The 13,905-nt window shown below is 30.3% G+C and carries 12 protein-coding genes; 11 read left to right on the forward strand and 1 reads right to left on the reverse strand.

Going from position 1 to position 13,905, the window contains the following annotated elements:
* Window positions 1–259: 259 nt before the first annotated feature.
* A complete protein-coding gene (gene rne / locus M9407_RS00590) occupies window positions 260–2,869 on the reverse strand; it encodes a ribonuclease E (RefSeq protein WP_250237240.1) in 2,610 nt (869 codons plus the stop codon).
* 509 nt (window positions 2,870–3,378) lie between these two features.
* Between rne and rluC the strand changes: the two genes are divergently transcribed.
* The 11 genes from rluC (at window position 3,379) to M9407_RS00645 (ending at window position 13,881) form a co-directional block, all read left to right on the forward strand.
* A complete protein-coding gene (gene rluC / locus M9407_RS00595) occupies window positions 3,379–4,395 on the forward strand; it encodes a 23S rRNA pseudouridine(955/2504/2580) synthase RluC (RefSeq protein WP_250237241.1) in 1,017 nt (338 codons plus the stop codon).
* Between the two features lie 902 nt (window positions 4,396–5,297).
* Window positions 5,298–5,468: a 50S ribosomal protein L32 gene (gene rpmF / locus M9407_RS00600; protein WP_250230934.1), complete on the forward strand. Its 171-nt coding sequence runs from the start codon at window positions 5,298–5,300 to the stop codon at window positions 5,466–5,468.
* A gap of 51 nt (window positions 5,469–5,519) precedes the next feature.
* Window positions 5,520–6,527: a phosphate acyltransferase PlsX gene (gene plsX, locus M9407_RS00605; protein ID WP_250237435.1), complete on the forward strand. Its 1,008-nt coding sequence runs from the start codon at window positions 5,520–5,522 to the stop codon at window positions 6,525–6,527.
* A 5-nt stretch (window positions 6,528–6,532) separates the two neighbouring features.
* Window positions 6,533–7,486, forward strand: a complete 954-nt coding sequence (locus M9407_RS00610; protein ID WP_250237242.1) for a beta-ketoacyl-ACP synthase III — start codon at window positions 6,533–6,535, stop codon at window positions 7,484–7,486.
* Between the two features lie 24 nt (window positions 7,487–7,510).
* A complete protein-coding gene (gene fabD / locus M9407_RS00615; RefSeq protein WP_250237243.1) occupies window positions 7,511–8,449 on the forward strand; it encodes an ACP S-malonyltransferase in 939 nt (312 codons plus the stop codon).
* Window positions 8,450–8,478: 29 nt separating this feature from the next.
* Window positions 8,479–9,213: a 3-oxoacyl-ACP reductase FabG gene (gene fabG, locus M9407_RS00620; RefSeq protein WP_250237244.1), complete on the forward strand. Its 735-nt coding sequence runs from the start codon at window positions 8,479–8,481 to the stop codon at window positions 9,211–9,213.
* 136 nt (window positions 9,214–9,349) lie between these two features.
* The gene (gene acpP, locus M9407_RS00625; protein ID WP_250237245.1) at window positions 9,350–9,601 is read left to right on the forward strand and encodes an acyl carrier protein; all 252 of its coding nucleotides are present in this window, start codon (window positions 9,350–9,352) and stop codon (window positions 9,599–9,601) included.
* A gap of 636 nt (window positions 9,602–10,237) precedes the next feature.
* Window positions 10,238–11,062, forward strand: a complete 825-nt coding sequence (pabC, locus tag M9407_RS00630) for an aminodeoxychorismate lyase (RefSeq protein WP_250237246.1) — start codon at window positions 10,238–10,240, stop codon at window positions 11,060–11,062.
* 370 nt (window positions 11,063–11,432) lie between these two features.
* A complete protein-coding gene (gene tmk, locus M9407_RS00635; RefSeq protein ID WP_250237247.1) occupies window positions 11,433–12,071 on the forward strand; it encodes a dTMP kinase in 639 nt (212 codons plus the stop codon).
* Between the two features lie 6 nt (window positions 12,072–12,077).
* Entirely contained in the window at window positions 12,078–13,079 is a 1,002-nt protein-coding gene (locus M9407_RS00640; protein ID WP_250237248.1) for a DNA polymerase III subunit delta' C-terminal domain-containing protein, read from the forward strand.
* Between the two features lie 16 nt (window positions 13,080–13,095).
* A complete protein-coding gene (locus M9407_RS00645) occupies window positions 13,096–13,881 on the forward strand; it encodes a YchF/TatD family DNA exonuclease (protein WP_250237249.1) in 786 nt (261 codons plus the stop codon).
* Window positions 13,882–13,905 lie beyond the last annotated feature (24 nt).

Here is a 13,905-nt window from a genome sequence, read left to right on the forward strand (position 1 = left end):
TGAGTAATTTTGTAGCGAATAAAATTTTTAAAATTAGGTATATAGGTTTATGTATGATAAAATATATTTATGTTAATTGGTTATTTCTTTAGATATTGCATAGCTTAAACATCAAAGTATGATTTATAAATTTATTTTATTAAAAACTAAAGAACTAATTTTTATTTTTAGATTCTATTTTAGACATATGAAAGATATGTATATGTAATGAATTTTCGAAGTTATGTTAGCGCTATATCACATTTATTTCGTAATATTATTACATTTTTTTTAAGGTAATTTTGTCTCGACGTTGTTGTAACCGGTATTTAAAATTTATACGAAAATGACGAGAAGATCGGCGTATACGGTGAATCAGTTGTGCGCGGTTATTGTTGTCTTGTTGGGATATGTTTTTATAATATTTAGCAGCGCTATGGTTAATATGTGAGCAGTGTATAATAGTGTTGTTGATATTTTTTGGGATATGTAGAGTATTTGATGTTAAATCAGAGGTATGAATATCTGTAGAATTATCGATAGTATTAGAATTTACTTCAGTAATGGTGGTTTTTTTGTCAAAACAGTGGGGATCTGTTGTACAACATGTTCTGTAGGAATTGATATTTATAGGTATTACTGGTTCGTTATTGACTTTCATATGCAAGGTGTGTTCAGGTTGGTGATGTTTTCGCCATATCCAATATTCTGAATGATGTGTTTTATTTAAGTGCTGATGTTTAATGTTGTGCATATATCTTTTTTTATGTCTCTGCATAGGTATTTTTTTTGTTATTTTTTCAATAGACTGCGTTGGATTAGTGTAGCAGGGAGTAGGCGCAGATTTGTAAATATTGTCAATAAATCTCGATAGAGACTGAGTGTTGTTATTATTATCTTTATTAAAAAAATATTTTATTTTTTTATGATTATTCAAGTTAGTTTTGTTTTTTGTATTATGGATATAATTTTTTTTATTATTATTAATATTACTGCTACTATTGTATTTAGAATAAAAATTCGGATATGACTTAAAATAATGATTTATGTGCTGAGATGGTTTGTGTTGATATATAATTTTAGTGTATATCCAATTAATGTTTTTGGTGGTTATTTTTGATAGTGCTTGTTTTAAATTATTATAACTTGTGATACATAAACTGAGTATTTTATGCCAATAATTTTTGATTTTATCAAACCATGATAGCTCTCTTTTTGATTTAAATTGAAACCTGCAATTTGCATAAGAAAAATTCTTATTATAAGTAGGTATTACATTTGATACAGTGCTTTTTGTCGGCTGTGGTTTTTCTGTAGTATAAGTGTAGTTTGAAGAAATTATTTCTCCTGATGATTGGGTTATTTCATAGTCTTGATTTGTTGCTAATAAATAGCTTGGTTTATTGTATGTTTCTCCTTTACGTATACGTCGTACTTCGTAATTTGGAGTTTTCATTTGTTCATAAGGCACTATAATGGCACGTACTCCTTTTTGTCGTTGTTCTATATCGCTAATAGCTTTTCGTTTTTCATTGAGTAAATATGAGGCGATAACTACAGGAACGATCGCATGTACTTCATAAGTATTATCTTTTAGCGCTTCTTCTTCAATTAAACGTAAAATTGATAGAGAAAGAGATTCGTTGTCACGAATGCTGCCTGTTCCGCTACAACGTGGGCAAATATAATGACTTGATTCTCCAAGCGACGTACTTAATCTCTGTCTAGATAACTCTAATAGACCAAATTTAGAAATATGTCCCATCTGAATGCGAGCGCGATCCTGATGCACTGCTATCTTTAAGCTATTTTCAATTTCTCGTTGATGCCGAATTGGAGTCATGTCTATGAAGTCTATAACAATTAATCCACTTACATCCCGAAGACGTAACTGACGCGCTATTTCATCAGTTGCTTCTAAATTGGTATGAAAAGCTGTATCTTCAATATCTGCTCCTTTAGTAGAGCGTGCAGAATTAATATCGATTGCTGTTAGAGCCTCGGTAGTGTCTATAACAATGGACCCTCCAGATGGCAATCGTACTTCTCGTTGAAACGCTGATTCTATTTGAGATTCTATCTGGTAGTGACTAAATAAAGGAACATCGCCATTATAAAATTTTATTTTTTTAGTGAAATCTGGGCGACCTAAAGAAGTTATATGTTCTTTGGCTAAATTCATAATTTCGGGATTATCAATTAAAATTTCTCCTATATCTGGGCGTAAATAATCTCGAAATGCACGTACGATAACATTACTATCCTGATGAATTAAAAAAGGAGCCAAGTGCTTTGCTGCGGTATTTTTGATGGTTTTCCAATGTTGCAAACGAGAAGTTAAATCCCATTCTAACGCTTCGATAGATTTCCCCAGACCAGCAGTACGAATAATCAAACTCATTCCTTCAGGTAATTCTAAAGTAGATAGAATTTCTTTTAATTCGATACGGTCGTTTCCTTCAATTCGTCTTGAGATTCCACTGGATTTGGGATTATTTGGCATGAGTACTAAATAGCTACCTGCTAAACTGATAAAAGTAGTTAATGCAGCACCTTTATTTCCTCTTTCTTCTTTATCTATTTGTACAATTAGTTCTTGTCCTTCACATAAAATTTCCTTAATATTGAATTTATTATAGGAAGATGACGAAGAAAGAAAATATTCGTGTGAGATTTCTTTTATAGGAAGAAATCCGTGTCGTTCGACTCCATAATCTACAAATACTGCTTCTAAACTAGGTTCAATTCGGATAATTTTTCCTTTATAAATATTTGATTTCTTTTGTTCATGACCTACTGTTTCAATATCTAGATCATATAATCGTTGCCCATCTACTAATGCTACTCGTAATTCTTCTTGTTGAGTAGCGTTAATTAACATTCTTTTCATTATAATTTTTGCTCAATGTTGATATATTGCAATGTAGATATTTGGATTTAAATATCTAATTATTTTTAGTATTTTTATAGTTTGATGTTTAATAGATTTGCATTTACAACTTAAATGTATAATTATTTTTTTGTTTAGAAGGTTCCTGGAATTGTTAATAACCACATATCTATGCAAATCATAATATTAGTTATCGATAGACTACCGTATTGTGCAAAACATCATTACGAGTGATGTTTGTTATTTTTTTTAATGTATCAGCTACAAGTAGTCTTATTGTAATCAAATGAACTAATAATTGTACTTGGTATTAGATGAAAAAATAACACTATAAAAATTATATATGCGTGAAATTAAATGTTTTTAATTTAAAATTATTAATTGCGAATATTAAATATATCAATTTTACAGTATTTATCATGCAATTTGATATTAGCTTGCTAAAATTATGATTTTTTCATTATATTTATTATTATATTAAAACAATTATGTAATTGCCATGGTTTCTTATGAAAGAACATGATATTCGTATACATTTTGTTAGAATTTCTTCAAATTTTTCTGGTCAAAGAATTGATAATTTTTTGTATACTTATCTAAAAGTAGCACCTAAATCTATGATTTATAGAATTATACGAATTGGCGCAATACGTGTTAACAAAAAAAGAATTAAATTTCAGTATAAGTTGCAAATAGGAGATTTATTAAGAATTCCTCCAATAAGAGGAATAAAAATCAATAGATTTAATAAAAAATATATGGAAGAAATTGCATTTTTACAGAATATCATAATTTATGAAGATGATTATTTATTGGCATTGAACAAGCCTACTGGTGTTGCTGCGCATGGAGGAAGTGGTCTTAAATTTGGTGTTATTGAGGGATTACGAGCATTGCGTCCTAAAACACAGTTTTTAGAGTTAGTTCATCGTTTAGATCGAGAAACTTCTGGTGTCTTATTAGTGGCTAAAAAACGCACTGCTTTAGTATATTTACATGAACAGTTACGTTTACAAAATATGAAAAAGGAATATTTAGCGTTGGTACATGGAAGATGGGATGCAAATTTACAAATAGTATCTGCGTCATTGTTTAAAAAAAATACTTTACTCAATAGTAGCAGAGTTGTTTATATAGACTCAGAAAAGGGGAAATCTTCTACGACTCATTTTCAAGTTAAAGAACATTTTGATAGCGTAGCGACTTTGCTGACAATTAAACCTATTACTGGACGTACACATCAGATTAGAGTACACACTCAATACGCGAGTCATCCTATCGTAGGGGATAGTCGGTATGGCAATTATCAATCTAATACTCGATTTAAACGGTTTGGATTTAATCGATTATTCTTACATGCTTCTATATTGCGTTTTATACATCCAAATACAAAAAAAGATTTCTATATACATGCGCCATTAGGTCAATCATTTCACAATTGCTTATTTTTTTTAAGAAATTTATCTATAAAAAGCTATGATTGTTTATTGGAAAATATTATTAAAAATATAGATAATTTAAAATAATTAAAATTTATTATTGTTAATTTTTATTAAAAGGATGATATACGTAATTTTATTTTATAATGATTGTGCGCTATTTATTTTTTAATAAAAAATATAAGTAAATTAAACATTAATTTAATTTACTTATTTTTAAATAAAAACATTTTATAAAACAATGAGTCTTTTGAAGTAGCCGTATAATTCAATTATTCTATGCAGTTAATGTTAGTTATAAATATTTAGGCACTTTATCTTAAAGAATGAAAAAATTAGTTAATTATTTTGATGAGTTATGAAGTGTGTGTATGTTTTAGAAATGTTAATGATGAGTAATAATTTAATATTTAGAATGAGTTATATAATATCGAGAGTTAAGGATTAATATATATTTAAGTGAATTGAATTTTGTTAAAATATATCATGAAATTTTATTAGTTGGAGTGAATGTGTTAGTGATTGATGTTAAAAGATTTATTTTTAGTTGTGTCTTAAATGATATTTTTTTTATTTTAAAAATTTTATAAAATGAGACCGTAAAAATACAGCAATATGATATATTGGTTGGTTTTATGTCAGTTCATTTTTTATACAGTTTAAAATATATGAGTATGTGTGTAAATGTAGTGATTATATGTGGTCACTATTTTTTTTACAGTTAGAAGTATGTTTCGTGATAATTTAAAAAAAAGGTAATTTAAATAAATAAAAAAATTATATTTGCGGAACGATAGATAATTAATCATAATATATTTTCTGGTAAATAATTGTTTTTATATTGAAAATAAACAATTTTTCTATTTTAAAAAAACTATATTATGTGTGATTAAATAAGTGAATATTTTAATTATTAGTCGATCTCATTAAGATTAGATCGGTCTTTGGATGAAAAATAATATTGAAATATATCAAAGGGAGAGTATAGCATGGCCGTACAACAAAATAAATCTACTCGTTCTACAAGAGGAATGCGTCGTTCTCATCATGCGCTGCGCCCGGTTACTATATCAGTAGATCGGACATCTGGAGAAATACATCGACGTCATTGTGTTACTTGTGATGGGTTTTATCGTGGACGAAAAATGATTGAGAATTAATTTTTGAAAAACGATATACAGCTACAAAATTTGGTTATTGCATTAGATGCAATGGGTGGCGATTTTGGGCCTGTGGTAACGGTGCCAGCTTCTTTGCAAGCATTGTCTTTATATCCAAAACTTAGATTGTTACTTGTTGGAAATCCTGATGCAATTTTACCCATATTAGCAGCATCAAAATCTATAGGTCTTGATAGGTTAACTGTTATTCCATCAAAATCGGTAATAAGTGGAGATGTGAGGCCTGCTCAGGCTATTAGAGTGAGCAAAGATACCTCGATGCGAGTAGCTTTAGAGCTGATCAAGTCAGGTCGTGCTCACGCTTGTGTTAGCGCAGGAAATACAGGGGCGCTCATGGGCTTATCTAAATTAGTGCTTAAGTCTGTACACGGTATCGAACGCCCTGCTTTAACAACATTGCTGCCGCACCAAAAACAAGGAAAAACTGTTATTTTAGATTTAGGCGCTAATATTTCATGTGACGGTGGAATGCTAGTACAGTTTGCGATCATGGGTTCAGTATTATCAAAACAAATTTTAGGAGTAAGTCATCCAAGAGTAGCGTTATTAAATATCGGATCGGAAGAAACTAAAGGATTAGATAATATTCGTCATGCTTCCAGGATATTGCATACTATTCCATCAATTCATTATGTTGGTTATGTTGAGGCGAATGATTTATTAACAGGGAAAACCGATGTTTTGATTTGTGATGGATTTATTGGCAATATTACTTTAAAGACTATGGAAGGAGTTATAAGAGTTATTTTATCAACATTACAATCGTCAGGAAAAAAAAATAAGCCGAACTGGTTTATGAAAATTATTAATTTCTGGATCAGACAATATCTGTTTAATCAATTTAATCAATTTAACCCTGATTGGTATAATGGCGCTCACTTGGTGGGTTTACGTAGTACGGTAATAAAAAGTCATGGAGCAGCTAATCAACACGCATTTATTGCCGCTATCACACAGGCAATACATTCCGTGGAACGGGAGGTTCCAGAAAAAATTTCTCATCAATTAAGCGCAGTGCTATCTAAAAATAATCATTAATATACATGTTTACTAGAATTCTTGGAACAGGGAGCTATTTACCGCAAAACATTAGATCTAATATTGTTTTAGAAAAAATGGTAGATACATCGCATGAGTGGATTGTTGCTCGCACTGGTATTCAAGAACGGCGTATTTCTACTTCTGATGAAACTGTAGCCAAAATGGGTTATTTTGCTGCTAAAAGAGCTTTAGATATGTCTTGTGTGCACGCCGACAAAGTAGGGATTATTATTGTTGCAACGACATCTTCCAGTCATGCATTTCCTAGTTCAGCATGTCAAATTCAACGTGATTTACATATACAAGATACTATTGCCTTCGACTTATCAGCAGCTTGTTCTGGATTTGTTTATGCACTAGGTGTAGCGGATCAATATGTTAAGAATGGAAGCGTAGATTATGCTTTGGTTGTAGGGTCAGATACTTTAAGTCATACTCTAAATCCTAGAGATCGTGGAACATTGATTTTATTTGGGGATGGAGCGGGAGCAGTAGTACTTGGTCGCTCGGAAACACCAGGTATTATTTCTATTCACTTACATGCAGATGGAGATCATGGGGATTTATTGACTCTTCCTAATTGTAATAGGAAGAGTCCTGATATATCTAATTATTTAACCATGGCTGGTAACAAAGTATTTAAAATAGCTGTTTCTGTTTTAGCGCGCGTTATAGATGAAACTTTGAGTATGAATAATTTACATCAAGATGAATTAGATTGGTTGGTCCCTCATCAGGCTAATTTAAGAATTATTTCTGCTACTGCTAAACGATTAGATATGGATATGAGAAAAGTAATAATTACGCTTGACAGACATGGGAATACATCTGCGGCTTCTGTTCCTTTAGCGTTAGATGAAGCTGTACGTGATGGTCGTATTAAGTCAGGTCAATTGGTATTACTAGAAGCGTTCGGGGCTGGATTTACCTGGGGTTCAGCGTTATTACGATTTTAAATTATGAGAGGAATATTGATTATTATGAATACATTAGCTGTAGTATTTCCAGGACAGGCAGCTCAACAAGTAGGGATGCTAAGAACTCTTTCAGAACATTATCCGTTAGTAAAAGAGACTTTTTATGAAGTATCGGAGGTTCTAGGTTATGATATATGGAAATTGATACAACGTGGGCCTGCTACAGAATTAAATAAAACTTATCGAGCACAACCGGCTATTTTAACCGCGTCAGTAGCTGTTTGGAGAATATGGAAGCAGCAGGGAGGTTGTGCGCCAAAGATAATGGCTGGCCATAGTTTAGGCGAATATTCTGCTTTAGTATGCGCGGGAAGTATGGATTTATATTCTGCAGTTAAATTAGTAATGATACGTGGTATGTTAATGCAAGAAGTAGTACCGTATGGACGTGGAGCTATGTCTGTAATTATTGGGCTAAGTGATGATGTTGTTTTTGAATTATGTAAATCAGCACAACAAGATCAAATTGTTTCTCCTGCTAGTTTTAATGGGCCTGGACATGTAGTTATTGCCGGACATAAAGAAGCAGTAAATCGTGTCAATTTGTGTTGTAAAAATGCAGGTGCAAAACATATACTTATGTTGCCGATTAGTGTTCCATCGCACTGCTCATTAATGAAACCAGTAGTTGTAAAATTCAAAAAAGAACTAGAAAAAATCGTCATCACTACTCCTAGAATACCAGTAGTAAATAATGTTGATGCGTGCGTTGAGTGGGAACCTAAAGATATTCGTAATGCATTAATACGACAATTATATACTCCGGTGCGTTGGCATGAAATTATGCAATATTGCATTCATCAAAAAATTAAGAGATTTTTAGAAATGGGACCTGGAAAAATATTGACTGGATTGATACGTAATACTGTTAGCGATGTGTTTAGTTTGTCAGTAAATGATCCTATTTCTTTGTCAGAAGCAATTAGAATTAATAAGAATTAATATATTTGTATGAGAGGGGTACATGTAGGATGAATTTTAATGAAAAAATTGTCTTAGTAACTGGTGCTCGTCGCGGTATTGGTCGTGCTATTATCGAAATGTTTGCAATATATGGGGCTACTGTAATAGGAACAGCGACTAGCGAGTTAGGTGTCAAAGACATTAATCGGTATTTAAGAAATCAAGGAAAAGGGATGCAATTGAATGTTGCAGATAAATGTTCTATTGATCTTTTTTTTGAAAAAATACGCCAAGAATTTGATAGTGTTGATATATTAGTAAATAATGCTGGTATTGTTCAAGATAATATTTTGTTATTCATGAAAGATGATGAATGGCAATCTGTTATTGACGTAAATTTAACTGCTGTATACCGTATGTCTAAATCGGTAATAAAATCGATGATAAAAAAACATTATGGTAGAATTATTAATATTGGTTCTGTAGTTGGTGTTATGGGCAATGCTGGGCAATCAAATTATTCGGCTGCTAAATCAGGATTGATTGGGTTTACAAAGTCTTTAGCTCGTGAAGTTGCTTCGAGAGGCATTACGGTTAATTTGGTAACACCAGGATTTATTTGTACAGATATGGTTAAAAAGTTAACTGATAAACAAAAAAATGATATTTTATTACAAATACCAGTTAATCGTTTTGGAGATCCAAAAGATGTGGCTTATGCGGTTATGTTTTTTGCTTCTGATCATTCAAACTATATTACTGGACAAACGATGCATATTAATGGGGGAATGTATATGGGGTAATTTATTTTATGTGATTTATTTTAAATATAAATATAATAAAATAAAATGTATTTTATTTGTTCATCGTTTGAAGTGTAGTGTGTTTTATATTTTTGAGCACTATTATATAAGCGCATTTTGATAGGAAAATAAAAATATGAATACTATAGAAGAAAAAGTAAAAACAATTATTTCTGAACAATTAGGAGTTAAACAAGAGGAAGTAGTAAATCACGCTTCATTTGTCGATGATCTTGGAGCTGATTCTCTTGATACTGTTGAGTTGGTTATGGCGTTAGAGGAAGAGTTTGATACTGAAATTCCAGATGAAGAAGCTGAAAAAATTACAACTGTTCAGGCGGCAATAGATTTTATTAGTAATAATCATCAACAAAATAAGAATAATTAATTAAAAACTGATAACCTTTACCTGGTTATATTAAGCAAGATATGAATGATTTTTAGTGCATTATATTCATAATCATAATATAAAATTGAATTTTATTGGAGATAGTTTTTGTTATGTATACATTTGATTAAATGTGCAGCATGATCTTTATTTAGTTTAATAATTTTTTAATAATTAATACACTAATTGACTGTAAGCATGTATTATTGATTAATAAATTAACGAATTATTTCTTATAAATAAATTAAATTATAGTATGAAAATAGTAATAATAGTGTATGAACATCAAAAGATGGTAGTTTCAAAAAATTTAGTTCTGTAGATACATTATGAATATTAATATAAATTGTTTTTTGTATTATAGAATTGAAGAGATCATAAAAGTTATATGATAATTAGGTTAGAATAAAAATTTGTGCACGTGGAGATATAAGGTGATGGATATTAATTGTCTGCGTGTTGATATTTTATGCGTTAATATATGATTATGTTTATTTTAATGTGAGTAACGCACAGTATATATAAATAAAAAAATAATGCTTATCTTTTTGTTATGCATGATCATTAAGAATTGTTTTAGTATTAATTATATTAATAACTATTAACATTGTTAAACGCTGACTGATTGAGATTAAAATGTATTGGGTGAATGGAATTTCAAAAAAAACAATATCATTAAATAATCGTGCTTTACATTTTGGTGATGGATTTTTTACGACTGCTAAATTACAGCATGGAAAAATAGATTTTTTAGATTGGCATATGGATAGATTAGTTGTTTCAGCAAAAAGGTTGATGTTTAACAATTTTAATTTTCATCTTCTGCATAAAGAAATGCAGCAAGCAGCTGTATATAATGATATATATAATGTTATTAAAGTAATAATCAGTAGGAGTAATAGTCACAGATTATATGGATATCAATGTGATAATGATATTGAACCATTACGTATAATTCATGTTAGTCGATTACCAAAATATTACACGCGCTGGATTCATTCTGGAATTCGTTTAAAAACGAGTATTGTGCGGTTAGCACGTAACGCTTGCTTGGCAGGAATAAAGCATCTTAATAGATTAGAACAAGTTATGATTGCTATTTGGGTAAGCAAATGTGAAACAACTGATGAAGCACTAGTTTTGGATACTGATGGAAACGTGGTAGAGTGTTGTAGTGCCAATATTTTTTGGAGATATAAATACCAGGTATTTACCCCATCTTTATATTATGCTGGTGTTAATGGAACTATGCGTCAATTGGTATTAAAATTATTACCAAAATTAGGCTACTGTATACAAGAAGTAACGGTTGGACCTGAACATTTAAAACATGCAAATGAAGTTTTTATTACAAATGCTTTATTACCGCTAGCGTCAGTCAATTCAATTGATGATTGTGTGTATTCGGATAGGACATTATTTCATTTGCTACGGTTTCATATTATAGATAATAAACTTTAACATATTTATAAATGTTATTTATAAAATAATATGTAAAAAATATTTATGCTCTCCGTTAGTCATAATTGTGTCATATCAATTGATTTACAAGTAACTAATGATTTCAATAATAATTGTTATTCAATATATTATTGTAGTGTAAAAGTGATATTTGCATCCGTACAATGCTAATTATAATTAGCAATCCTTTTGGGATTGATTGGGTTTTATTATTCTGGGTTTTATAGTTATATATTTGAAAAGATACGATTAAAGCATATATAAGATTATATATTTTAATTATTGTTCATTTTCATAAATATGTAAAATTTTATGGACTTTAATAAATAATTAAATAAAACGGTTACACAACCTTATATCAGGATGTGCTATGGACAATAGGTTTATTACGATTGAAGGATTAGATGGCGCTGGAAAAACTACTATTACTCATAGAATAAGTAAATACTTATATAAATATGGTGTAACTAATGTTTTGACTACTCATGAACCCGGCGGGACGCCGGTTTCAGATTTTTTACGCGTATTGATTAAATATGGCGGTCCTATGAATGAACCTATCAATAGTATATCAGAATTATTAATGATATACGCTGCGCGATTACAATTGGTAGAAAATGTTATTAAACCAGCTTTATCTAAAGGTTATTGGGTAATTGGGGATAGATTTGATTTGTCTTCTCAGGCGTATCAAGGAGGCGGAAGAGGAATTGATACATTATTGTTGCATGCTTTATCAGATAAGATCACAAATACCTTATCTCCAGATTTGACATTTTATCTTGATATTTCTCCAGAATTAAGCATATCTCGTATAAATCATAGACAGAAATTAGATCGCATTGAACAGGAGCCTTTGAGTTTTTTTGATCGTGTACGTTCTTGCTACAAAAAATTAGCTTCTGCAAGAAAAAATATTATCACGATTGATGCTACTCAAAGTTTAGAAGAAGTTTCCGTGTCTATTTATAGACATTTAGATTGGTGGTTCTTACATTCTCAGGAATAATCTATAATGATATGGTATTCTTGGCTAGATAGTACTTATAATCAAATATTAAATGCTTATCGACAAGATAGAGGACATCATGCGTTACTTTTAAATAGTAAACGAAACAATGGTGAAAATACTTTAATTTATGCTATTGCACGTTGGTTAATTTGTTCTCATCCTGATGCGAATCGATATTGCAATATTTGTTATGATTGTAGATTAATGAACGTAGGGTATCATCCAGATTATTATGAAATAAGTCCTGAAAATAATACTCAGACTATAGGTGTAGATACTATACGTGTTTGTATTAATTCTCTACATAAGCATGCATGTCAAAGTAAAGTAAAAATTATATATATAGAATATGTGGAATATTTAACTGATCAGGCTGTTAATGCATTGTTAAAAACACTTGATGAACCCCCAACAAATACTTATTTTTTTTTTAAAACTCGAGATTATATGAAAATATCACTAACGTTGTTGAGTCGATGTATGCGATGGTCTATTATATCTCCGAAAGAATCGATCGGATTAGAGTGGTTGATGAAAAATAGAGAAGGGATAAATGATATTTTGTTGGCGCGGTGTGCATTACGTTTGTGTGATGGATCTCCTATAGAAGCTGAAGATATGTTTAAACTAGGTTTATGGAAACAACGATTAGAATTGTGCAAATGTATAAATTACGTAATTGCAAACGGGGATTTTTTAAAACTTGTACCGTTTTTAAATACTTGTAAGAATGATATATATTTGTATTGGTTTATAACTGTACTTGTAGATGCATTAAAATGGAAGCAAGGGATAAAAAAAGGATTTTTAATAAACTTAGATCAAGTAGAATTGATTACTGTTATTACAGTGCATTGGGGCGTGGTATCTTTAAGTCGTCAGTTACAACAATGGTTGGTATTGTTACGTTATTTTCAAGAATTTACTAATGTTAATCGCGAATTATTATTGACTTATCGATTATTAAATTGGCAACAAGATATTGTTGAATCTTGTTTGCATTAATGGAGTATATAATGTTATGTTTTTGGTGGATTCCCATTGTCATTTAAATCAATTGAATTATCAAGATATTCATAAAAATGTATCAGATGTGTTGAATAAAGCTAAACAAAAGGGGGTGCAATTAGTCTTGTCGGTCAGCCTTACTATGTCGGATTATGATGATATGGTAAGATTAATTGGATATAGAAGTGATGTTGTGTTTTCTTGTGGAGTGCATCCTACATATATATATAATATTAATAATTTTGACAGTGAAAAATTGTATGTTTTGTCTTCTAAAAGGAATGTAGTAGCTATCGGTGAAACTGGATTGGATTATTATCATCGATTAGAATCAGATAGCAAAAAAAATCAAAAAAAAGCATTTAGAGAACATATTCGTGTTGCTAAAGCAGCAAAAAAACCAATTATTGTACATAGTCGCGCTTCTTGTCAGGATACTGTCACTCTTTTACGCTCAGAAGAAGCAGGGGAGTGCGGTGGTATATTGCATTGTTTTAGTGAAGATATAGATACTGCAAGATTGTTGTTAGATCTCAATTTTTATATATCTTTTTCTGGAATGATAACGTTTACTAAATCTTATATGATGCAGGAAGTCATTAAATATGTACCTTCCGATCGTATTTTATTAGAAACTGATTCTCCTTATTTAACTCCAGTTCCTTATAGAGGGAAAGAGAATCAACCTGCTTACATATATGAAATCGCCAAATACGTAGCGTTTATAAAAAATATAAATATAGATGAATTAGCAGTTATCACTACATCTAATTTTCGTACTTTGTTTCATTTAAAATAAAACTATAATAATATTGTATATTAA

This window comes from Blochmannia endosymbiont of Camponotus sp., from assembly GCF_023586365.1.
Classification (GTDB): domain Bacteria; phylum Pseudomonadota; class Gammaproteobacteria; order Enterobacterales; family Enterobacteriaceae; genus Blochmanniella.